This is a genomic window from Alteromonas sp. ALT199, assembly GCF_018619335.1.
GTDB lineage: Bacteria > Pseudomonadota > Gammaproteobacteria > Enterobacterales > Alteromonadaceae > Alteromonas.
The window spans coordinates 22123-45731 of record NZ_JAHHDX010000117.1 but is presented as its reverse complement, the minus strand read 5'-3'; the positions used below and the strand labels follow the sequence as shown (position 1 = coordinate 45731).

Here is a 23609-nt window from a genome sequence, read left to right as displayed (position 1 = left end):
GCGTTGAAAATTGGCAGTTTTTCATTTTCCTTTTCGTGGTCTCTGGCCTTTCAAGCGTTAGTTGTATGTGTATTAGGTGCTGGGCTAAATGCACTCAATCCACCTTTTGATAGTACGGGCATTGCTACCTTTGGCATAGGCGCAGCGGTTTACGCTTCCCTACGCTTTTCGCCTTTTATATCCATTCCCATTGCCCTGTTGATAAGCCTTCCATTGTGGCTTAGTGACGGAAGTATTGTAGGTAAAGAAAGTCTCACTCTACTGCCAATAGTGCTAAGCTTATTTGGCTATGACAAATCACTAAGGCAAGTAATAAAAGTCGGCGCAGGTTTTTGGTCTATCGTCTTTTTGCCCATTTTGATGTTAGAGCATTCTCTTTACGATGACGATAACGTAAATATGCTTTTCTCAGGGGTTTTGGTTACCTGGGTAAGCGGAGTGTTTGGTCTGATCACTGGTCATTTCGCGTATTTAGCCTTACATGGGCTAAAGCGGCAGACTTCCAGTAAGGCCGAAAAGGTCACATTGCATTTTCTTTTCGGTTACTTTTTTGCCGGTTGTTTCTTCGTTGCTTCAACGGCGGTAATTTATTTATCAGTAAATTTATTTCAGCAGCAGCAAGAACAACAAATTCACAGCTATATGGCGCAACGTGTAAATGTGCTGGAGTTTCAGCTTTCAAATTTTATGCGCTATCATCAAAGTGCGATCATCAGTACAGCGCAAGTCATTTCTAACAGTATATCGAGTAGCAACTTAGAAAAAGCGGCTGCCGCAAATCTACAGATAGTGGCCTCTCATAATCCAGAATTTCTAACGTTCCTTGTCGCTAATGAAAGTGGCGACATTACCCATGCCTATCCGCCAAGTATGCTGGAAAAGGCAAAGCAAAATGGCTTACCTAATGTAGCTTACCGTCCTTACTTTTACGAAGTGATGCAGTCAGGCACGCCATTTTTGTCTAATGTGTTTCAAGGTCGTGGTTTTGGCAACGACCCGATTGTCGCTTTATCTGCGCCAATTTTAGATAGTGAGGGAGTACCAAAAGGTATTGTTGAAGGCTCGTTATCTCTGAAGAGTTTTAATGCTATCGATAGCCTGAGTATTGGCGGTTTTTCAATGCTTATTGAAGATCAAAAAGGCGAAGTGATTTATGCATCCGATGCGTTAACTATGAAGCCGTTAACTAAAGCGCCATTTTATTCCTGTGAACCTAATTGTGCCATTGAGGTGAAAAACGGGCCTCATGGTAAAACGTGGTTGAGGTTCACCGAAAATATGTCCTTTGCCAATTGGAAGGTTAGCTATTACTTCGACAAGCGTCTTTTACTGGCATTGATGAGCAATTATTTGCTAAAAGATTTACTCTTATTGTTAGCGTTATCTGCTTTTGGAAGTTTTACAGGATATGTGGTGGCCAAAATGGTTGGAGCACCTATTCGAAGACTCGTTCGCTATATTGCTGAATTCGACCCCACCCAAAAAGACGTTAATAAGACGCCGCAAAGAGCACTTCATATTCAAGAGCTATCTGCTTTAAGCGATGAGTTTATGAGTCTTGAGACACGTTTACTAAACGCGTTTGATGAACTCAAAGAAGCAAGGGAAGTAGAGCAAGTACTAAACGTAGAACTTAATGAGTTAAATAGCTCTCTAGAGAAACGGATAGAGGAAAAAACAGAACACTTAGCTTTTGCTTTAAAAGAGGCAGAAGCCGCGAATGTCGCTAAAACTCAATTTCTTGCCAATATGAGCCACGAGATAAGAACACCAATGAACGGCATTGTTGGTTCCTGTGACTTAATGCTCGAGAACAACCTACCCGAAAATGTTGCTGTGAGGGCTAAGACTATTTCCCGTTCAGCTACTAATCTACTTATTATTTTAGACAGCATCTTGGATTGGTCGAAAATCGAATCTGGAAAAATGCTATGTGATATTCAGCACTGTGACATTCGCGAGTTACTTGTTGCGTCCTGTGAGCTTTATAGACACACATCGCAAATAAAAGGCTACGACATTGAACTTAACGTTAGCAGCGATGTGCCAACGACTCTTGATGTTGATGCTGGAAAAATTGCTCAGGTTACCAATAATCTTCTTAGCAACGCGATTAAGTTTACCAACGAAGGTAAGGTATCGGTAAACGTAAGTTACACACAGGCAAAGCTTAAAGTTTCGATTATTGATACAGGTATTGGCATTTCCGCTGATAAAGTACACCTAATTTTTGAAAAATTTGAGCAAGCTGATGCATCTACAACGCGACACTTTGGGGGAACAGGGCTGGGCTTGGCAATATCGAAAGGGTTAGTTGAGTTACTTGACGGCGAACTCTACGTAGAAAGTGAGTTGGGAAAAGGTACTAACTTTACTTTTCTTATCCCTGCTGCAATAAGTGAAGGCGTCATTAAAGACAAAAGTGAGATCGCTCCTACGCTTCCTAGTGATTTACGCATACTGCTTGCAGAAGACAATGATATTAACGCTGACATTGTTATGGATATGCTTAAATCGGCCAACATAAAATGTATTCGAACAAAAAATGGGCGTGATGCCGTATCTGCAGAACAAAAACATGACTTCGATGTTGTGCTAATGGATTGTCAGATGCCAATCATGGATGGCCATACTGCTTCTAGGCTTATTCGTAAAGAAGGCAGAAACAAAGATAAGGTTAAAATAATAGCCTTAACTGCCAACGCTTTTAATGAAGACATTCAAGCCTGCTTAGCCGCAGGTATGAATGCCCATTTAAGTAAGCCTATTCGCAAGCAGATACTATTTAACTGTATTGCCAGTGAACTTACTAGCGTTTGAAGCGACGTCGGTGTCGTCACTCGGTGCTTCGCTAACGAGTCTCAACACTATGTAGCCCAAGCACGCAGATACGATTGAGCCTGCTAATATACCCACTCGCTCATCAAATATCTGATTAATGCCCGTTTGTGCGAAGGCAAGCCCGCCAATAAATAAGCTCATTGTGAAGCCAACGCCACAAAGCAGCGCGCAGCCATAGATATGCTTGAAATTAAGGTCGTCAGGTAATTTCGCCAGTTTTAGCTTTACCATTAGATAGCAAAACCCAAATACACCAATTTGCTTACCGAGAACTAAGCCAAGAAAAATACCAAAAGTCACAGGGTGAAAAATACCTTCTGGAGAGATATTTCCGAAACTAATCCCCGCATTTGCAAAGGCAAATAAAGGCAAAATTGCAAAACTCACAGAACCATTCAATCCGTGCTCAAGTCGTGTTACCGGAGAGTATGACTTGTCTTTTTCATCGCGCATAGGAATAAACGCAGCAAGCACTACACCCGCTAAAGTCGCGTGGACACCCGATTTGAGCATAGCAACCCATAATATAGCACCCACGAAAACATAAGCGGGAATATCTACCACGTTACGCTTATTCATTTGCCAAAGTAGCAATAAACAGCCCGCTGCAACATAAAGCGCACCAGCGGTGATATTTTCGGTGTAAAACAACGCAATAATTACTATGGCGCCGATATCGTCAATAATAGCGAGGGTTACAAGAAAGACCTTAAGGCTGGTTGGAACACGGCTACCTAACAAGGCAAGAATACCTAGTGCGAAGGCAATATCTGTAGCAGCTGGTATAGCCCAACCCGCTATAGCGACAGGGTTGTCCCAATTAATGCCTACATAGATTAAAGCGGGCAGGACCATGCCGCCAACTGCACCTGCTGCGGGTAATATTATATCCTTAGGGTTGGCGAGTTCGCCTTCGCATACCTCCCGCTTGAGTTCTAAACCAACATGAAAAAAGAACACAGCCATCAAGCCGTCGTTAATCCAAAGCAGCAAGGGTTTGTCTATTTCCCAACTGCCAGCAGATACTTGCACAGGCATACTTATAAGTTGATCATAAAAACGATCTAAAGGGGAGTTAGCCACAACCAGAGCGAGTATGGTGGCAGCCATTAGAAGAATACCGGGAGCGGCTTCGCGATTTAAGAAGTCAGAGACCACGTCTTGTACTTCTTCTATCACCTCGTCAAGTACGTCGGGTTCATGCTTATCTGTCATCAATAACCTCTTACGCCATTTAACCATTAACGTTACTAAGTTCTAAGAATAGCGGTCGTTAATCCGTGTTATGAGGCAGTATTTTTACTCAAATTAATTATAGTTAATACGGACTAGAATGATTAGATAGATCACCTGCTAAGGAAAGCGTCATGTACAGGAACTTAGCTGTCGGCGCTATTTTCAACAGCATTTACGGTGGGATTTTAAACGGTTTTACGCTACAATCGCGGCCTTTCCAAGGTTGTCCATTTTACCTACCCCGAGGATCTCTAGATGGCAAAAGTCGCGATTGTAATGGGTTCAACTTCAGACTGGCCTACTATGCAGCAGGCCGCAAAAATGCTGAAGTCGTTTGGTGTTGAATTTGAAGCGAAGGTTGTGTCGGCGCACCGCACACCTATCTTGCTAGTAGAGTTCGCAGAAGCCGCTGCCGATAAAGGTTTTAGCGCAATAATTGCTGGCGCAGGTGGCGCGGCACACTTACCCGGTATGATTGCCGCGCACACACATTTACCTGTGTTCGGTTGCCCGGTTAAATCAAAAGCACTTAACGGCTTAGATTCACTGCTCTCTATTGTTCAGATGCCAAAAGGCGTAGCGGTTGGCACACTGGCAATTGGCGAGGCTGGTGCAGCAAATGCCGGTCTTTTAGCTGCACAAGTGGTTGCACTGCAAGACGAAAGTGTACGCGATGCCGTTATCGCTTTTAGAAAGTCTCAAACCGACACAGTACTTGCTTCAAGCAACACGTTGGAGCTAGATGAATGAGAGTAGTTGTTTACGGCGCAGGCCAACTTGCTCAAATGATGTACCTAGCAGGAAGCCCGCTAGGTATTGACGTACAAGCTGTGGACGTAAACAACGATACCGTTGTGCATCCAGTTAGCAAAACCCCACTTGAAATTTCGCTTGCTGAAGCGGTTGAAGGCGCTGATGCGCTAACAGTAGAATTCGAGCATGTGCCCGAGGGGCTTCTAGAAGAGGCGGCGAAAACTAACAAATTGATGCCGAATATTGAAAGCATTCTTGTTGGTGCCGACCGCGTACGCGAAAAAAAACTACTTGAAAGCATGCAGGTTGCAAACTGCGACCACCAAATAGTTACTGACCTTTCCCAGTTAGATGATTGCGTTAAGCTACTTGGCAATAAGCTAATTCTAAAAGCCAGTCGCGATGGCTATGACGGCTACGGTCAATGGCGCTTAAGCGATGAAGCTGATTTGCCAGCATTAAAAAGCTCACTTCAAGGTTTAGACCTAAAAAACGTACCTTTGGTAGTTGAGAAAATGGTCGCCTTCGACAGGGAGTTGTCATTAATTGGCGTGCGTAACGCTAATGGCGATATAAGAACCTATCCGCTTGCTGAGAACCTTCACCATCAAGGCCAACTTCACGTGTCGGTAGCGCCAGCGACTAACATTGATGACGCACTTCAGGCTCAAGCTCACGATATTTTTGTGAAACTGGCTGAGGGTATGAACTATGTAGGTGTGTTAGCGGTTGAGTTGTTCCAAGTGGGCGACAAGCTGCTTGTAAACGAACTTGCTCCGCGCGTACATAATTCTGGTCACTGGAGCCAGTCGGGTGCTGTAACCAGCCAGTTCGAAAATCATTTACGTGCAGTGTGCGGCTTACCCCTTGGTGATACATCAGCCATTGGCCCAAGCGCTATGGTAAACATCATTGGGTGCAGCAGTTTTTCACGAGATTTGCTGAGTATTGATGGTAGTCACCTTCACTGGTACGGAAAATCTGTTCGCGAAAAGCGTAAGATGGGGCATATTAATGTCACCACTAACAGTTATGAAAGCCTAGGTGAAAAGCTCATGGCATTGAGCAAATATTTACCACTTGAGTACTTTCCGAAATTAGTTGCTGAAGCAACGCGATTAAAAGGTTGACACCCCCGCGTTTATCGCTAGAATACGCATCCGCTGTCTAGGCAGCGGTTTTTAAAGTGTGCCGACTTAGCTCAGTTGGTAGAGCAACTGACTTGTAATCAGTAGGTCGCCAGTTCGATTCCGGCAGTCGGCACCATTTTTCTTTTTTCCTATGCCAATCTTACGTACACTGTTTCTGAATATTCATTCGGAGCAGACTGTATGTCATTTTTTTCCAAATCGCTAAAACCATTGTTTATCGCCACAAGCTTATTTTCTTTAAGCCTATCGGCACTTGTTACTGCCCACGCTAGTGAACATGAAAATAAGCACCAGAGTAAAGAACATCCCAAGGGTGCAAACACGCAAACTGGCGTCATGGTTATGGGCGGTTACGCTAGAGCGACCTTTGCCTTGGCGAAAACCGGCGCAGTGTACTTTACTTTACACAATAACAGTGACCGCGATACAAAACTGACGTCTGTTTCAGTATCGAGCAATTTAGCAAGTGAAGCGCAAATTCACACGACGGTAATGGAAGCAGACATGATGAAAATGCGTGAGTTAACGGAAGGTGTCGAAATAAAGGCGGGCGAGATGGTTTCGTTTGAACCCGGTGGCCGTCACATTATGCTGATGGGGCTGTCTAACGGATTGGAAGCAGGCAGTGAAATAACGCTAACTTTAGTATTTAGTGATTCCAGCGAGCTAAAGACGACGTTACCTGTTAAAAAAGAGGCAGGCGAAGTACACCACCACCATTAATTCACCGATTTGGATAAAATGTATTGAGCTATCGATTAATGCGATGAAAGCAATCAACTAAACCGTTAATCTAAATCAAAAAATCTAGTGTATTATTAAGTTATATTTGCAAACCAAGGTTTTATTGGAAGCTAATGAGTTGGCCGAATAAAAATCTAAAAAGGTTTTAACGTTAAGGAGTGTGACATGAGCAAGATTGATATTGGTATTTCTGAGAGCGATCGTAACGCAGTAGCAGAAGGCCTTAAAAAGCTATTGGCCGACTCTTACACATTGTACCTTCAAACGCATAACTTTCATTGGAACGTAGAAGGTCCTCAGTTCCGTGAATTGCACCTGATGTTTGAAGAGCACTACACTGAGCTTGCAGAAGCGGTTGATGAAATTGCAGAGCGTATTCGTACATTAGGCGTTTCAGCACCTGGAACATATAAGTCATTCGCTCAGCTTAGTTCAATTGAAGAAGTTGAGGGCGTGCCTGAAGCTACCGAAATGGTACGTTTGCTTACTCATGGTCATGAGCAAGTAGTTAAAACGTGCCGTGAGTCATTAAAAATAGCGCAAGACGCTGACGACGAGTCATCTGCAGCGTTGATTGGTGATCGTATGCGCGTTCACGAGAAAACAGCGTGGATGCTTCGCGCAACATTGCCAAGATAAATACGCTACCCTAATAACAACGGTTAGCGTAAAACTATGACTGCGCAACAATGAGCGCTAGAGGCTAGCTTTGTTTGTGTGAAAAGCCGACTTTACCGCATGGGCAAGAAAATCTAACAAAAGGGTACAGCAGCGCTGTGCCCTTTTTTGTATACTGCTTTGAGACAAAAACAAAACAGTAAAAGAAGATTGTGGATTAAAGCACATCCTTTCTTCTAATGAGGCTCTTAGCGATGAAACTATTAACCGCACCATTTAAACCCATTAATATGCTAGCGCACTCGTTAGCTTGCGTATTAGCGCTTACGGTAAGTCCATTGGCAATGGCGCACGGAGGCCACGAGCATGGTGAATCCCATGAAATCACCGAAAGCGATATTACCGTAACCACGCTTGCTGAAGGTTTAGTGCATCCATGGGGCATGGTGTTTTTACCTGATGGCGACTTGCTGGTAACCGAACGAGCGGGTGGTATCCAACGTTTGTCAAAAGACGGTAAATTGTCAGGGCGCCTAAATAACGTACCTGAAGTGGTCGCGCAGAACCAGGGTGGCATGTTAGACATCACCATCGACCCAGATTTCGCCAGCAACAATACGATTTACTTTTGCTTCAGCAAAGCGAGTGACACAGAAGGCAAACCTGGCAGCAGTAGTAGTGTTGCAAAAGCCACACTTACTGATTTAGGCCTTGAAAATGTTGATGTTATCTTCAGTGCCGACTCTATTGTGGATAACGGCTTTCACTTTGGCTGCCGCTTAGCGTTTGATGCTAAAAAGCACTTGTACGTCACCATGGGCGATCGCTATAAGTACATGAAAGAAGCGCAAAACACCAATAACCACTTTGGTAAAATTGTGCGTATCAACCGTGACGGCAGTGCAGTAAAAGATAACCCCTTCACCGATGGCAATGCCCCTGAAATATTCAGCTATGGTCACCGCAATGTCCAGGGCGTAACCATTCACCCTGAAACCGGCGCAGTATGGGCAATGGAGCACGGACCTAAAGGCGGTGATGAAATTAATATCCTAGAGCGCGGTGCGAACTACGGTTGGCCAGAGATTACTTATGGCGTTGACTACAGCGGCGACATTATCAGCGATAAAACCCATATGGATGGTATGAAGCAGCCTTGGTTGTACTGGGACCCGTCTATTGCACCAAGCGGCCTAACCTTCTACCAAGGCGACATGTTTAAAGAGTGGAACGGCGATATATTAGTGGGTTCTTTGAAATTTACCCACCTTCGCCGTATCAAGGTAGAAGATGGAAAGCCGGGAGAGCAGTTCGAATATGTACGCGACAATCACGACCGTATCCGCGACGTAGAAGTGGGTCCAGATGGTGCTATTTACTTATTGACCGACGCCCCTAATGGAAAAGTACTAAAGCTCACCAAATAGGGTAAATGTTGAAGAAAAGAAAGGCGTCACTTCATTTACTGAAGGGCGCCTTTTTTCTTAAATAGAGCTAAGAATTTAATCCGCCTTACTCGCTGTCTTTGTCTTTCTTGTAGCGTTCAAACCACGCCACAATATTTCCCACTTTTTGAATCAAACGAGAAGGGCGGCTTGCGATGCCATGTGAAGCCCCAGGAATGCGTACCATCGCCGCATCCACACCTTGCAGTCTCAAGGCTTGATAGTATTGCTCGGTTTCACTAATAGGGGTGCGGTGATCGGCTTCGCCGGTTAGCAGCATGGTTGGCGTTACTACGTTACCCACTAAACTTAGCGGGCTGCGCTTCCATAGCTTATCGGCAATGTTCCACGGCATATCAGCCATCCAATATTGGCTAAAGTAAGGATACGCATCGGCCGTCAACGAAAAGCTCATCCAGTTGATAACGGGTTTTGCCACTACAGCTGCACTAAAGCGCTCAGTTTTACCAATAGACCAAGCGGTAAGTGTACCGCCGCCTGAGCCACCGGTAATAAATAAGTTCTCAGAATCAACATAACCTTGCTTAACAACCGCATCTACTACGTCCATCAGGTCGTTATAGTCTTCAGACGGGTAGTTATGGTGAATCAAGTTACCGAAGTCTTCACCGTAGGAACTACTACCCCTTGGGTTAGACCACACAACCACATAACCTTGGGCTGCCATCAGCTGAATTTCCATGGCAAAATGAGGGCCGTAGGCTGCGTGTGGACCGCCGTGAATTTCTAATATCAGCGGGTATTTTTTGCTGCTATCGAATCCTGGCGGCAATGCAATCCAAGCGTCGATAGGTAGCTCATCAACACTTGAAACTACCGAAAGGTCTTGCACTTCTGCCAACGTCTTATGGCCAAGTGCGTCGTTATTTAAATCGGTAAGCTGTATATCATCTTTACCTTTTCTGTAAAGCGCTAAGTCGCCCGGCATGGTGCGACTGGCAGTAGTATAAACGATGTCCCCTTTTTCACTAACTGCAAAGTCACCTGACGTGTAAGGGCGTCCAAAGGCCTGACCGCCAATGCTCACGTTGATAGTTTTTACATCACCTTTAAGGTTCACTGCAGCAAGCTTAGTCTCTCCATGATCAAGGTAAGAGAAAATTAATCCGCGACTGTCTTTACGCCACGTGAACTTACCTAAGCTTCTATCTAACGATGTAGTTAAGCGAGTAATATCACCACTTTTAAGTTCTAGTACAACGATGTCACCGTTTTGATATGAAAGCTTTCTGTCGTTAAGTTGGGTAAACGCAAGGTATTTACCGTCGGGGCTTAAAGTTGGTCTGCCTTCAGGCCCTTCAATATTGGTAACTTGTTCAACTGACGCTGTGCTTACGTTCACTTTGTAAATATCGCTGAACAAAGGATGTAGCGCGTAGTCTTCTCGTTGTGGCGTGGCAAAATAAATCCAATCATTGTCTTTAGAAAATGAAAGGGTGCCGCCGCTGGGGAATTTCCCTGTGGTTAGCTGACGAGGCGTACCGCCTTCAACAGGCAAAACAAAAATCTGATCGAAGCCCTCACGCAAGTAGCCTCTGCCGTCGCCTCTGTACTGCACCGCATCAATATATGTGCCTTGATCCGCCCATTTGGCCCCTTTAGGTTTACTTGGCATGTCGGTAAATAAAGGCTTTTGCTTTTGTTCGGTAAACTGCGTAAACGCTAAGGTCTTGCTGTCATTAGACCAGGTTAACTGACGAGGTGTTTCGGTGGTGTTGGTCAAACGGACAGACTGCATGGTATCTAGGTAATAAAGATGAATTTGTGCGCGCCCGTTTACCGATTTTGTATATGCCACCATTTTACCGTTGGGCGATAAGGTAGCCTGCGACAAGTTTTCGTCTACACCAATAAACGGGCGATGTTCACCGGATTTAATGTTTACTTGCCATAGTCGACTTTGTCTACCGTCAGTCATGACATCCATGCTCTGACGAGAATAAACTACCGTATCCTTGTCAAGAAACTGTGGGTTTGTCACAAACTCTAAGTTGAAGGTGTCATTGTACGTTAGCGCATTTAAGCTAGCTGAATCAGAGCCAGATTCTTGCAAGGCATTGGCCTGGCTAATACCTAGTACTAATAGTGATAATGCTGTCGAGGCAACAGATAAGCCTTTTCGCGAAGGGCGAAAGGCGAAACGAGACGCAAACATGTTTGTTCCTTTTGTTATTGTTTTTGCGCTAAGCGCGATAGGTAAAATGTTCGCTGTCATGCGTGTAGCGTAAATCCTAACGCAAATGTAGTAAGCTGCGAACGTTGTTTCCAACCATATCGCTTTCGTTTCTTATATGTAAAGCGTGTGCGGTGAAGAGGCAGGATTGTCCGTTAAAAACACATATCGCAGCACACATCAACTTAAGGTGGTAGCAACAAGGGTTATCGGCACTAATTTGGAGCTTACCATCGTTTAACCCTTATTAGCTTTATTCACCCTTGAGGCTAATTTTGCCCACAAGAATATCTTTAAACATAACCCAATCGCCCATCAAGCTGTAAAGCGGGTGTTTAAATGTAGCAGGGCGGTTATTTTCAAAAAAGAAATGTCCTACCCAAGCAAAGCCATAACCTACTAACGGAATAAGCCACAGTAGTGACCAGCTAGCCAAAAATATCGCTAGCGCGATAACCCCAAGTACAAGCCAAGAGCCAATAAAATGAAGTGTGCGGCATGTACACATCTTTGTGTTCATTTAAATAAAACGGGTAAAACTCTTTGAATGAAGAAAAATGTGTGTCAGTGCTAGTTTGTGTAGTCATAAAACCCTCTCGGCCGGAATCTAGTAGTAGAGTGGCTTTGCAGTGTAAGTTTACACTACATTAACATTTTGTGTGGGCTTAGATTGTCGTGTAAACGACAAATTCTGATTGATCAGTCGAGGCGGGCAAGATGCTTTTACAACGAGCTCAAACCTGCGAAATTGCTTTGCTTAGCAAAACATCAACTAGGACCTGTGCTTAAAGCCTTCTTCTCAAGGGTAAAGATAACTGCTCTTAGCCTTGTAATTTTAGGTCGTCTGCCCCATATTCCTCTCAATACAAGAAATTAAAGGCCTGCGTTATGGAAAATCTCGTTGCAAATAGCCAAGCAACCATCGTAGACATTACGGTAGAAAACTTTCAGCAAATCATTGTAGAAGCATCACAAGAAAAATTGGTGCTTATCGATTTTTGGGCTGATTGGTGCGAACCCTGTAAAGACCTAATGCCTATTTTAGAGAAACTGGCGGGTGAATACAGTCAGCATCTGATTTTGGCCAAAGTAGATTGCGAAGCCCAGCAGGAAGTGGCTGCGCAGTTTGGCATTAGAAGTTTGCCAACAGTTATGGTTGTACAAAACGGTCAGCCTGTTGATGGTTTTGCAGGTGTACAGCCAGAGAAGCAAATTAGAGAAATGCTTGCTAAATATTTACCTAACCCAGAAGACGATTTACTTGCCACAGCAGGTAAAGCGATTCAGCAGGGTGAATATGCAGAGGCACTGCCAGCGGCGAAAGAAGCCCTAGCGCTTAACCCTGACAATGTTAACGCTAAGTACATGCTAATTGATTGCTACGTTGAGACCGGCTCAATCGATGCAGCGAAAGCGTTACTGGAAGAAATAAAGCTGGTTGATCAGGACTCTCGTTATAAGAGTTTAGCGGGGAAAATTGAACTAGCAGAACAAGCGGCCGATACGCCTGAAATTCGCCAGCTTCAAGCGGCAGTTGAGGCGAACCCTGATGACTTGCAGCTTAAAGTGGACTTAGCGGTACAGTTGCAGCAAGCAAACAAAGCACAAGATGCACTAGAGCTTCTTTATAGTGTGTTAAAGAAAGAGCTTGGCTTTGGCGATGCCAGAAAGTTAATGATGGATATGATGAACGCTTTAGCAGATGGCGACCCGCTCAAATCTGAGTTTCGTCGAAAAATGTACAGCTTGTTATATTAGTTGCCGCTAAAAACAAACGTAAGATAAGCATTTACGTTAACTTCTTTTAGGCTTTGAAAAAATGTTATTCCCCTGTAATAGGGGAAAAACCTTCTTTATGCAGCCAGTTTAGCGCTTCAAAGTAATGCATAAAATATTCACGTTTATAGTGTTTACTATCAAAGCCCTTTTCGTTAGACGGGTGGGTTCGCTCTAACTGAGCACGCTTAACCATCCCGCTATCTAAAACATAGCTGAACACGTTAGTCCTCGAGAAATGTTCACCTTGATTGCTTCAGCTAGACGGGTTTGGCATTCAGGCGTAGATAACACCCAGCGCCGGCCGTCCATTAACGCTGCCCAGGGCTTACCTTCAAACCTAGCAATAAGCTCGTTCATTTCTTCGATAAGAAATTCCGTCGTTTTTAGGTTCCACGCTCCAGTAGCAAATACCTCAAGTACGTTACCTGAGACATCCAATGAATAATTTCCGTATTTAGGGAAACGCATAAAATACCTTTAATGTGTGTCTGCATGGAACAGATGGAGCTTGCAATTCGACTAACAAAAGCAACGCCTCTTTATAGGTTATAGCAGAGTTCTTCAATTTTGCAGTGGGCGTTTGTATATAAGAAGTATCATTAAGCGCGACGATTTGGGCAAAACTATTTACACCTAATTTGTAAATAAATGTTTTGCCGTAGGCGCAGATTCATGCGAAATACGCTGAAGTTTGATAGGGTTTAAGCGGTTTTTATATTAGGCAATAAAGCATGGCATATCAGCAGTTTTATACGGGCTTTCTCAACGCGAATAAAGGTAAACAGCATTATGCGTGTCACAGTCATTATTTTTGGCCAGACTGCACACGCGAAGCAATGCTCAACTACTGGGATGATAGCGCTAAATACGTAGACGAAAAGTGGGGATATTTTTTTCAAACTTTAGTGCCAGAACTGCAGCAGCGAATTAGCAAAATACTGAATACTGGCGCGCCACAGCAAATCGTTTTTGCGCCAAATACTCATGAGTTGCTTTATCGTATTATGAGCTGTATCGACAGCGCTGCACCTTATAAAGTGGTATCGACAGATAGCGAGTTTCACAGTTTTCAGCGCCAAGCGAGCAGACTAGAAGAACTGGGGGCGATAGAACTTATAACCGTACCTACCAAGCCCCATAATACATTTGCTTCGCGTTTTAAGGCCGCTATTGCCAAGCATGATCCTAAGCTAGTTTTCTTTAGTCAGGTATTCTTTAATTCCGGATACGTGGTGAACAATGTTGCCGATATCGTAAATAGCGTAACTAACGACAATACCCTTATTGTGGTTGATGGCTACCATGGATTTATGGCAAAGCCTACCGACATAGCGGAGATTGCCCATCGTGCCTTTTATCTTGCCGGTAGTTATAAGTATGCACAAGCGGGAGAGGGCGCGTGCTTTGCGCACGTTCCGGTAGGCTGCGAGCTAAGACCATCGTACACGGGCTGGTTTGCCGAGTTTGGCGAGCTAGATAAGCCACGCAAAGGGGTAGGTAAAGATAGCGTGCAATATAGTTTAGATGGAATGCGCTTTGCCGGGGCGACTATGGACTTTACGGCGCTCTACAGGTTAAGAGCCGTGCTTCGCATGTTTGAAGAAAATAGTATTGATGTAGCGGCAGTCAATGACTATGTAATGAGCATGCAGCGCACATTTTTAAAAAAGCTTGCTGCCTGTAATCATCACTTGCTAAACGAAAAACATTTAGCCGTAAGTAATGAGGCGAATCGAGGGCACTTCCTTACCTTTGAATTAGATAATGCCGATGTGACAAAGGCACTAGCTTCAGAACTTAAAAAACACCATATTCTTACTGATTTTAGAGGTAGCTGCTTACGGTTTGGCTTTGGTCTGTACCACACCCCCGACTACGTTGATTTGTCTGCGCTGACCCAGAAAGTGTAATTGCTGCGTGAAGACAGCGTAAGTATTAACGTCATATTTATTAAAGGATAGTTTTATGGAGTGGCTATTACCCGCTTTAGCTCTGGTACTTATTATTGAGGGAATAGGGCCGTTGCTATTTCCTAATAAATGGCGCAATTACCTAATGCAGATTAGCCAGCAGCCCAGCAATCAATTGCGCCAAGTCGGCGGAACCCTTGTAATAATAGGTGCGCTGCTGCTGTTTTACTTTAGTTAATTTGTACGAAATTGTAGTTATAGGAATGAACGACAAACCGTTACGTGCGTTATTACCACCATCATTACAATTCCAATCACATAATAGAGATTAAGACTTTACCGTTGAGCAAAAAGCGTGCTGGTTAATGTGCAAATAAAGAGTGACACTGCGTTCTAATTTCATTAAATATCTAATTAGGCAAGATGTGTTTACACATTGACAATTAGATACATGAAAATACATGAATACGCTTGGTGCAAAACACAAGTGGACTATCTGTTCAGGTTTTGCGCTAATCAATGTTTAGAATGCTATAAAAATTAGCGTCTTAGAAAGTATGTTTCGAAAACTAAGTTTATATGCCTTATTCCCAGAAGGCTTGAAAGGCAATGGAGCTTCTTTAATATTTCTGAAATAAAAACAAAATAGTCGTATTTTTGTTCGAAAAAGGGGTGATCCTTGCCCTAGAATTTTGTAGAATCCCCGCCTAATTTTCTTACACATATGATTCATGGCAAAGAACGTTGTGGTACTCGGCACTCAATGGGGTGACGAGGGTAAAGGCAAGGTCGTAGACCTACTCACTGATCGCGCAAAATATGTTGTTCGCTACCAAGGCGGACACAATGCAGGTCACACTCTAGTAATCGACGGTGAAAAAACCGTACTTCACTTAATCCCATCAGGCATCCTACGCGATAATGTTACCTGTATTATTGGTAACGGTGTTGTGCTTAGCCCTGACGCACTAATGAAAGAAATGACTATGCTTGAAGAGCGTGGCGTTCCAGTGCGCGAGCGATTAAAGATTAGTGAAGCTTGTCCGCTAATTCTTCCTTATCACATTGCACTAGACGTGGCGCGCGAAAAAGCCCGTGGCGCAAAAGCAATTGGTACAACTGGTCGTGGTATCGGTCCTGCTTATGAAGATAAGGTAGCCCGTCGCGGTTTACGCGTAGGCGACTTATTTAATGCCGAAGACTTCTCAGCAAAGCTGAAAGAAGTGCTAGATGTGCATAACTTCACGCTTACGCAATACTATGGCGAAGAAGCAGTAGACTTTGATGAAACCTTAAAAGGTGCAATGGAAGTTGCTGACATTCTTAAAGCAATGGTTGTTGATGTAACTGACGAACTAGACAAAGCGCACAATGCTGGCTTGCCTATTATGTTTGAAGGTGCCCAAGGCACACTTCTAGACATCGACCACGGTACATACCCTTATGTAACGTCGTCTAACACTACCGTTGGTGGTGTAGCAACCGGTGCTGGTTTTGGCCCGCTTAAGCTAGATTACGTGTTGGGTATCGTAAAAGCATACACCACGCGTGTAGGCTCTGGTCCTTTCCCTACTGAACTAGATTGTGAAGTAGGCCAACACTTAGGTGTTAAAGGCCATGAGTTTGGCGCAACTACAGGTCGTAAGCGCCGTACGGGTTGGTTCGATGCTGTTGCAATGAAACGCGCAGTACAAATTAACTCTATTACCGGGTTCTGCTTAACCAAGCTAGACGTGTTAGACGGTCTTGAAAGCCTTCAAATTTGTGTGGGCTACAAAGATGCAGACGGCAATGTGAAAGACGTTCCACCTATGGCCGCTGACGGTTACGAAAAAGTAACGCCAGTATATGAAGAAATGCCAGGTTGGACAGACAACACTTTTGGTGTAACTGAGTTTGAAGCCCTTCCACAAGCGGCGAAAAATTACATTAAGCGCCTTGAAGAGCTAACAGGTGTACCGGTTGATATTGTTTCAACAGGCCCTGACAGAAACGAAACTATCGTTCTGCGCAGCCCTTACGACGCGTAATAGCGCCGCATTAAATACGTTTAAAAGCCCAGTGTTTACTGGGCTTTTTTGTTGCTGACAAACTTTATCTATTTTTAATTTTCCTCTATCACACCTCATTTTTTAGTACCTGCATTTCACGCATATAAAATCTACTTTTAGCCTCCAATATGTAGTCGCATTAAACATTAATTAACAATTTAGTTGCGTTGTCTTCGAACATCTCTATTAATATAAGATAGTATCAGTTAATTATCGCGCTGCTTTAGCCGTCAACAATCTTAAGGTGAGCCATAAAATTGTTGTAGCGGGAGTTATGCTTTCGGAGCCTTCTTATGCCAAATAGACCTTCTCTTCACGCAGTGGAAACCGGTGTGTGTTTCGTTGACGTTGTTCACAAACTTAATGACAGTTTCGATACTGGGAAAACCCAGTCCCTGGAATGGCGCAAAAACCAGTTAAAGGCGTTAGAAACGTTGCTTAAAGATAATCAGCACGACATTTTACAGGCCCTTAAAAATGACTTGGGCAAATGTAAGACCGAAGCCATGGTGGCCGAACAAGGGTTCTTGCTTTCTGATATCAAGCATACGCTAAAGCATTTGGATAAATGGGTAAAACCGCGCAAAGTGTCGACGCCTATGGTGGCATGGCCAGGGAAAAGCTTTCGCAAGCCTGAGCCACTTGGCACTGTGCTTGTTATAGGAGCGTGGAATTATCCGCTCCAGTTATTGCTTGCCCCTTATATCGCCGCTATAGCTGCGGGCAACTGTGCGGTATTGAAACCCTCTGAACTGGCTGAAGAAACCTCTTCGCTGGTGGCTAAGCTTATCCCCCAATATATGGATAATTCATGCGTGGCCGTAGTAGAAGGCGGTAAAGACGAAGCCACAGCGTTACTTGCCTGCAAGTGGGACCACATTTTCTACACTGGCGGGGAAGTGGTAGGTAAAGTTGTTATGAGTGCAGCGGCAAAGCACTTAACACCAGTAACTTTGGAGCTTGGCGGCAAGAGCCCCTGCTTTGTTGATAAGAATACAAACCTAACAGTAACCGCGCGCCGTCTAGTATGGGGCAAATGGATGAATGCTGGGCAAACCTGTATTGCGCCTGACTATGTCATTGTAGAAAAGGGCTTTGAGCAAAAACTTATTGAAGCTGTTAAAAAAGAGCTTAAAAAACAATACGGCAAAGCCCCTTTATCTTCACGAGACTACGGCAATATAGTCAATCATCGCCACTTAAAGCGTCTTGAAAGTTACCTCGAAAATGTCAATGTGGTGTATGGCGGCGAACTGGATGAGTCCCGACCAGCAATGGTACCTACCCTTGTACTAGAGCCTTCGTTAGATAGCCCGCTGATGAAAGAAGAAATCTTTGGTCCAATACTGCCTATTATCACTGTCGACAACATGGACGCTGGCATCAAGCTTGTTAATAGCAGACCAAAACCTCTCGCCCTTTACGCATTTAGCGATAAAGATGACGTGCTTGATAACATTATCAGTAAAACCAGTTCAGGTAGCGCTTGTACTAACGACACTATGCTGTTTATGACCAATCCTGAATTGCCGTTTGGTGGCGTGGGAAATAGCGGTATGGGTAGCTACCATGGGCAAGCAGGTTTTGATACATTTAGTCATATTAGAACGGTGATGAAGCGTTCTTTTGCATTAGACGTGTTCTTTCGCTACGCGCCGTTTTCAAAATTGAAGCTATCGTTACTTAACAAGTTCTTATAACAGGAGTGTTCATGGTTCAGCCTTTTCACCTTGCCATACCGGTCACTAATTTAACTGATGCAGAAGCCTTCTACGGCGAACTATTGGGGTGTGAAAAAGGGCGCAGTGATACTCAGTGGATTGACTGGGATTTCTTCGGTCATCAATTGGTCACACACTGTGTAGAGGCCATGCCGTCGCCGCCTGCCTATAACGGGGTAGATGATCATGCCGTGCCTGTACCGCACTTTGGCGTTGTGTTAACTATGAGCGATTGGCAAGCGCTGGCAAGTAAGCTAGAGGCTTCAAGAATCGAGTTTGTTATCGAACCTTACATTCGCTTTAAGGGAAAGCCCGGTGAACAAGCCACTATGTTTTTCAAAGACCCTTTTGGTAACGCGTTAGAATTTAAAGCGTTTGCAGAAATCAACCAGTTGTTTGCCAAGCAATAGTTAGGGTCTGTACATCAAAGAACTACAGGCCTTGGGCTAGCGAGTTTTCCATTTCGGTTTAAAGTGCTGATATAACAGCGCAATGCCTGTGAGGGTAAATAGAAAGGCACTGCCAGAGAAAGCAATAAGCCAAGGCGTATTAAAGTTACTTCTGTTTTTATAATCCATGATGTGCAGCATCCACATAAAATCAAATAGCCGCCAGGTGTCGGTACGCACGCGCGAGACGCTGCCAGTATTCGGGTCGATGTAAAACCGGGTATTGAGCTCGTCGTTAAAGCTGACCTGCCACAAAGGGGCTAACAAGTTTTGTACTTCTTGCGGTAGCTCATCTAACCGCTGTGCCGCAACAATTTCACCATTACCTGCATATTGCTCTGTTGCTGCTTTTCGCACAGTACTTTCCTGCAGGGCGTCTAATCGTTCACCTGTTATGGCGCTATAGCGATAATTATTATCGCCATCCACGACATAATAAACAGGGATGGCATCAAGCGAAGATTGTGAGGTATTAACGCGATAGGTGAGAGAAAGCGACGCTGAGCTACTGTGCTCACTTAATATATCTGAAGGGGAGAACGCTGCTTTGTGCCAGGAAGTGGTGATACTGTTCTTTAAGTGGTTACCTCTTACTTCATCTATGGGTAACAAGGCCATGAATAAGCCACTTAAAAACCATAGACCTATTTGCACAAACAAAATTAAGCCCAGGTAATTGTGCGCTTTGCGCATAAATTTCATCATCAGGTTTTTTGGTTTTACTAGCAAAAGGCTATAACATCAGAAAACATTAACTGAGTAAATCGATAAAGAGAGTGGTTTTGAAAAAAGCTTTAGTGCTTGTAGACGTACAAAACGTATATTACACCTGTCGTCAGGCGTACAAACGTAACTTTAATTACAACCAGTTTTGGCGTGAACTTAGCTACAACTTAGATATAACCCATGCTTTTGCATACGCCATCGACCGGGGCGACAGCAAACAGCGTGAATTTCAAAACATTCTTCGCGCCATTGGTTTTGAGGTGAAATTAAAGCCTTTCATTCAGCGCGCCGACGGGTCGGCTAAAGGCGACTGGGATGTAGGTATTACGGTGGATGCGCTAGAACACGCCAATCAGGTTGATGAAATTATCCTGGTGTCAGGTGATGGTGATTTCGATATTTTGGTAAACGCGCTTAAAGAAAAAGGGAAAACTGTAACTGTGTACGGCGTTCCCGCGTTAACGGCTGAAAGTATTCAAAAAGTGGCGTCGAAGTATGTGCCTATCGACACCGCTCTGTTGCTGTAGTTACTAGTTTTTACCTTGCTGAATGCCGAAACCTTAAGGCAGAGCCAATACGGCTCGCCTATAGATTTAAGTTCATGACTACAAGCTAATAATGCTGTGCTAGTACGGCTGTGCTAATAAGGTTGTACTAGGCTTTTACCCCGTCCGCTTTTTTCAGACGCCGCTTCCACCCCGTTCTTAGTGCGTTTAATTAAGTGCACATCACCAAAACGACGGTTATCGATGGTATAGCCCATGGCTTTCAGTTCATTAACGGTAGCCTCAGTAAACCCGTCATGCATACGAATGGTGTCTTTTGGCAGCAACTGGTGATGAAAACGCGGTGAGTTCACGGCTTCTTCTGCACTCATATCGTAAAGCAGGGCGTTCAGTAGCGACTGTGCAACTGACGAGATAATGGTGGTTCCGCCCGGAGAGCCTGTTACCAGAACCACTTGGTCGTTTTTAGTAACAAGCGTTGGTGTCATAGAAGACAACATACGCTTGTAGGGCTCAATCGCATTCGCTTCGCCACCTACAGCGCCAAAAAAGTTAGGCACACCAGGCTTGGCGCTAAAGTCGTCCATTTCATCGTTCAACAAGAAGCCGGCGCCAGTTACAACAACGCCACTACCAAAAGTAAGGTTTATGGTAGTGGTATTGGCAACGGCGTTACCCCATCTGTCCATTATTGAGAAGTGAGTTGTATCTTCGCTCTCTTTCAAGCCAGGCTTCACGGTTGGCGTATCAGAAATGCTGGCGGGCTGAATCTCTGCTGCGCGTTCAGTAATGTAGTTAGCGGCTGTGAGCGCTTTTACCGGAACACTGACAAAGTCAGGGTCGCCCATGTATTGGGCGCGATCGGCAAACACACGTTTGCCTATTTCAGACATAACGTGAATATATTCAGTGCTGTTTTGTGCGGGTAGGTCATGGGTTACATCATAAGCTTCTAGCATGCCAATCCACTGTGCCACAGCAACGCCACCCGAACTTGGAGGAGGGGCGGTAACTAGCTCGTAGCCCTGCCAGTTTAAGTGAAGAGGCGCACGCCACACGGCTTTGTAAGCCAGCAAATCTTCATAGGTAATAAGACCGCCATTTTGCTGCATAAAATCAATAATGTGCTTTGCTATTTCGCCTTTATAAAAGCCGTCTTCTCCCTGTTGCTGAATAGCTTTAAGAGTCTTCGCTAGCTCAGGCTGCTTAAAAGTAGTGCCCGCTTTCGCTTCTTCAAAATACTCACTGAAATTGTTTTTAATGTCTTTTTCTTGAGTACGTGCAATATAGCGTGCAATGTTATTTGCTAGCTTCTCATGCACCACGAAACCCTGCTCGGCTAACTCTACAGCAGGGGCGAGAAGGCGCTCCCACTTTAAGGTCCCGTATTTTTTGTGCGCGGCCCACATACCTGCAACGGTACCAGGAATACCTGACGCCTTAGCGCCAAACAAAGATTCATAGGGCTTTACATTACCTTTGTCATCAAGGTACATGTCGCGATGGGCACTCTCCGGTGCCATTTCGCGGTAATCAAGAAAGTCGGTGCTATCTTCAAACTTTATTGTCATAAAGCCGCCACCGCCTACGTTGCCCGCCTCTGGCAGCGTTACGGCCAAAACAAACTGAGCCGTAATTGCAGCGTCAATGGCGTTGCCGCCTTCCTGAAGTACCTGCATTGCGGCATCGGCACTGTAGCTATCTGGCATAGCGACAGCTTGTTGGCTAAGCCCTACTGAATTACTGTTAGCACTATCAACAGTGTTATTTGGCGCTTGGGAACACGCTGCTACTACCGATATACATGCCACTATCACCGCGATAAACCCGACGTTAGCTATCCGTTTTTTCATTACAAAACTCCTTGCTACAGAAATTACTAGACCTTTGCGATTAGCAACTGACTACCGACAAACTTCAGCCTGTAGAATTAACCAAGCATGACCAAACTTGCTACAAAATAGGCAATAAGCGTAAGTGCGCCCGCAAATAATGCGTAGGGGAACTGGGTTTTAACATGGGTTAATACGTCAGTACCCGCAGCTAGCGAAGATACGGCTGTAGTGTCGGAAATAGGTGAACAGTGATCGCCAAATATGCCGCCACCTAATATAGCGCCAATTACCAGTGAAGGGGGTAACCCCAAACTTTGAATTAGCGGAACACCAATGGGGACAAGAATAGCGAACGTGCCCCATGACGTGCCAGTAGTAAACGACATGATAGCCCCGGCAATAAACAGCATGGGAACAATCAGCACCAATGGAAGATATTCACCCACTATTCCTGCCACAAAAACGCCTGTACCAAGCACCTTAAGGCTATTGCCCAAGGTTAATGAAAGTAACACTATAGTAACTAGGGGAAGTAGTTCACCCATCCCTTTAAAACCGATTTCTACCGCTTCTTTATGGGTAAAGCGTTTGTGGATTAAAAGCAGACCGTAGGCTATGGCGGTGGCAAGGGCAGTGGCATAAAGTACAGACTTACTGCCGCTACCTTCAGATAATACGCCATTACCTGTCCAGAACATGAATCCAACCATACTGAATACCATTACCAATAGTGGTACAAGCATGAATCGGGCTTTAGTGGCAGGTTCAGTAGTCTGATTTACCTCGACATGAGTTAGCGCCTTCTCTTCTTCAGCCATGGGGCCGTGCACTTTATCAGCGGAAATAGTGTAGGCCACTATAAGTAAGGTGAAGATAGCGTAAAAATTAAAAAATACGCTGCCCCATAAAATTGAGGCCGACGAAGCGGGTAGTTCGTACGCATCTAGTAGGCTGAGTATAAAGGCCCCCCAGCCATTTAATAAAATCAAAATACAAACAGGCGCGCTGGTGGAATCAATTATGTAAGCTAAACGTGCGCGGCTCATGCCAAAACGGTCAAATAACCCTCGGGCAAATATGCCGGCAGTAAGTACACTTAGGTTCGACTCTATAAACACGGCAATGCCAGTGAACATGGTCAAACTACCCACTTGTTTGCGGGTTTTGGCCACGCCCTTGTTCACTAGATAGTCAACCGTTGCCGTTACTCCACCTGAATCACGAATGAAAGCGAGTAATGCGCCTACAAGTACCGAGAAAATAAGTACCCTCGTATTGCCTGGGCTAGAAGCGGTATCAACTACACGCTCTATGGCATTAATAGGGGCCATGTAACTGCTAGTGAAATCAGCATTGACCAAAATTAACGCTTCCGCGCACAAAACAGCCAGTGCCAATGCTAATATAACTTCTTTTTTCCAAAAGACGACGACAATAGCCACAAGAGGGGGGATGACTGACATCCAATCCATACTTCTTTCCAAACTTAAATTCATGTGTGCTTAGGACGTGTGATCTTCGCTGTACAACAAAGGTAAGCATGCCCTAAAGGTATATTTCTGCGTAAGAAAACGCGTAAGAAAAAGTAAAAGAGAATGTGTGTATACAGTTCAAAGTTGGCGAACAAGATTCTCTCATTTATGCTAGCGT

General features: G+C 44.5%; 20 protein-coding genes, 1 tRNA gene and 1 pseudogene. 14 read left to right on the top strand and 8 right to left on the bottom strand.

Annotated elements, in window-relative coordinates; all coding sequences use genetic code 11:
* Window positions 1–3: 3 nt before the first annotated feature.
* Window positions 4–2820 carry an ATP-binding protein gene (locus KL866_RS12635; protein WP_025256735.1) on the top strand — a complete coding sequence of 939 codons (2817 nt, stop codon included), beginning with the start codon at window positions 4–6 and terminating at the stop codon, window positions 2818–2820.
* Here KL866_RS12635 and nhaA read toward each other — a convergent pair.
* The gene (gene nhaA / locus KL866_RS12630; protein WP_025256734.1) at window positions 2782–4056 is read right to left on the bottom strand and encodes a Na+/H+ antiporter NhaA; all 1275 of its coding nucleotides are present in this window, start codon (window positions 4054–4056) and stop codon (window positions 2782–2784) included. The genes KL866_RS12635 and nhaA overlap by 39 nt on opposite strands.
* A gap of 276 nt (window positions 4057–4332) precedes the next feature.
* On the opposite strand from nhaA, the gene purE reads away from it, so the two are divergent.
* The 6 genes from purE (at window position 4333) to KL866_RS12600 (ending at window position 8770) form a co-directional block, all read left to right on the top strand.
* Window positions 4333–4827, top strand: coding sequence for a 5-(carboxyamino)imidazole ribonucleotide mutase (purE, locus tag KL866_RS12625; protein ID WP_025256733.1), 495 nt, complete (start codon window positions 4333–4335; stop codon window positions 4825–4827).
* Complete coding sequence (locus KL866_RS12620; protein WP_025256732.1) at window positions 4824–5960, top strand: 5-(carboxyamino)imidazole ribonucleotide synthase; 1137 nt, start codon at window positions 4824–4826, stop codon at window positions 5958–5960. Before purE ends, KL866_RS12620 begins: the two co-directional genes overlap by 4 nt.
* Before the next feature lie 60 nt (window positions 5961–6020).
* Window positions 6021–6096: transfer RNA gene (locus KL866_RS12615), tRNA-Thr, on the top strand.
* A 65-nt stretch (window positions 6097–6161) separates the two neighbouring features.
* Window positions 6162–6704, top strand: coding sequence for a copper chaperone PCu(A)C (locus tag KL866_RS12610; protein ID WP_214995299.1), 543 nt, complete (start codon window positions 6162–6164; stop codon window positions 6702–6704).
* 186 nt (window positions 6705–6890) lie between these two features.
* Entirely contained in the window at window positions 6891–7364 is a 474-nt protein-coding gene (locus tag KL866_RS12605) for a Dps family protein (protein ID WP_214995297.1), read from the top strand.
* Window positions 7365–7597: 233 nt separating this feature from the next.
* Entirely contained in the window at window positions 7598–8770 is a 1173-nt protein-coding gene (locus tag KL866_RS12600) for a PQQ-dependent sugar dehydrogenase (RefSeq protein WP_214995296.1), read from the top strand.
* Between the two features lie 85 nt (window positions 8771–8855).
* Here KL866_RS12600 and KL866_RS12595 read toward each other — a convergent pair whose 3' ends face one another.
* Both KL866_RS12595 and KL866_RS12590 read right to left on the bottom strand, forming a co-directional pair.
* The gene (locus KL866_RS12595) at window positions 8856–10964 is read right to left on the bottom strand and encodes a S9 family peptidase (protein ID WP_214995294.1); all 2109 of its coding nucleotides are present in this window, start codon (window positions 10962–10964) and stop codon (window positions 8856–8858) included.
* Window positions 10965–11235: 271 nt separating this feature from the next.
* Window positions 11236–11569 (bottom strand): annotated as a pseudogene (locus KL866_RS12590) (Mpo1-like protein).
* 301 nt (window positions 11570–11870) lie between these two features.
* On the opposite strand from KL866_RS12590, the gene trxA reads away from it, so the two are divergent.
* Window positions 11871–12740, top strand: coding sequence for a thioredoxin (gene trxA / locus KL866_RS12585; RefSeq protein ID WP_025256726.1), 870 nt, complete (start codon window positions 11871–11873; stop codon window positions 12738–12740).
* 64 nt (window positions 12741–12804) lie between these two features.
* Here the strand turns inward: trxA and KL866_RS20295 are convergent, their stop codons facing one another.
* Both KL866_RS20295 and KL866_RS20290 read right to left on the bottom strand, forming a co-directional pair.
* Complete coding sequence (locus tag KL866_RS20295) at window positions 12805–12981, bottom strand: hypothetical protein (RefSeq protein ID WP_251140020.1); 177 nt, start codon at window positions 12979–12981, stop codon at window positions 12805–12807.
* Window positions 12963–13229, bottom strand: a complete 267-nt coding sequence (locus KL866_RS20290) for a hypothetical protein (protein ID WP_251140019.1) — start codon at window positions 13227–13229, stop codon at window positions 12963–12965. The genes KL866_RS20295 and KL866_RS20290 overlap by 19 nt, the downstream gene beginning before the upstream one ends.
* A gap of 263 nt (window positions 13230–13492) precedes the next feature.
* Here KL866_RS20290 and KL866_RS12575 point away from each other — a divergent pair, with 263 nt between their 5' ends.
* From KL866_RS12575 to KL866_RS12555, 5 genes are all read left to right on the top strand, one after another.
* Window positions 13493–14671, top strand: a complete 1179-nt coding sequence (locus KL866_RS12575; RefSeq protein ID WP_214995293.1) for an aminotransferase class V-fold PLP-dependent enzyme — start codon at window positions 13493–13495, stop codon at window positions 14669–14671.
* Window positions 14672–14726: 55 nt separating this feature from the next.
* A complete protein-coding gene (locus tag KL866_RS12570) occupies window positions 14727–14909 on the top strand; it encodes a DUF2065 domain-containing protein (RefSeq protein ID WP_025256723.1) in 183 nt (60 codons plus the stop codon).
* 493 nt (window positions 14910–15402) lie between these two features.
* The gene (locus tag KL866_RS12565) at window positions 15403–16701 is read left to right on the top strand and encodes an adenylosuccinate synthase (protein ID WP_214995292.1); all 1299 of its coding nucleotides are present in this window, start codon (window positions 15403–15405) and stop codon (window positions 16699–16701) included.
* 314 nt (window positions 16702–17015) lie between these two features.
* Window positions 17016–18422, top strand: coding sequence for an aldehyde dehydrogenase family protein (locus KL866_RS12560; protein ID WP_214995291.1), 1407 nt, complete (start codon window positions 17016–17018; stop codon window positions 18420–18422).
* Window positions 18423–18433: 11 nt separating this feature from the next.
* Window positions 18434–18853, top strand: a complete 420-nt coding sequence (locus KL866_RS12555) for a VOC family protein (RefSeq protein WP_214995289.1) — start codon at window positions 18434–18436, stop codon at window positions 18851–18853.
* A gap of 36 nt (window positions 18854–18889) precedes the next feature.
* Here the strand turns inward: KL866_RS12555 and KL866_RS12550 are convergent, their stop codons facing one another.
* The gene (locus tag KL866_RS12550; protein ID WP_251140018.1) at window positions 18890–19510 is read right to left on the bottom strand and encodes a PepSY domain-containing protein; all 621 of its coding nucleotides are present in this window, start codon (window positions 19508–19510) and stop codon (window positions 18890–18892) included.
* 164 nt (window positions 19511–19674) lie between these two features.
* On the opposite strand from KL866_RS12550, the gene KL866_RS12545 reads away from it, so the two are divergent.
* The gene (locus KL866_RS12545; RefSeq protein WP_025256717.1) at window positions 19675–20145 is read left to right on the top strand and encodes an NYN domain-containing protein; all 471 of its coding nucleotides are present in this window, start codon (window positions 19675–19677) and stop codon (window positions 20143–20145) included.
* A gap of 113 nt (window positions 20146–20258) precedes the next feature.
* Here KL866_RS12545 and ggt read toward each other — a convergent pair whose 3' ends face one another.
* Together ggt and KL866_RS12535 are read right to left on the bottom strand one after the other, a co-directional pair.
* Window positions 20259–21977 carry a gamma-glutamyltransferase gene (ggt, locus tag KL866_RS12540; RefSeq protein WP_025256716.1) on the bottom strand — a complete coding sequence of 573 codons (1719 nt, stop codon included), beginning with the start codon at window positions 21975–21977 and terminating at the stop codon, window positions 20259–20261.
* A 77-nt stretch (window positions 21978–22054) separates the two neighbouring features.
* Window positions 22055–23431 (bottom strand): Na+/H+ antiporter NhaC family protein, encoded by a 1377-nt coding sequence (locus KL866_RS12535; protein WP_025256715.1) that lies wholly within the window; start codon window positions 23429–23431, stop codon window positions 22055–22057.
* Window positions 23432–23609: the final 178 nt, after the last annotated feature.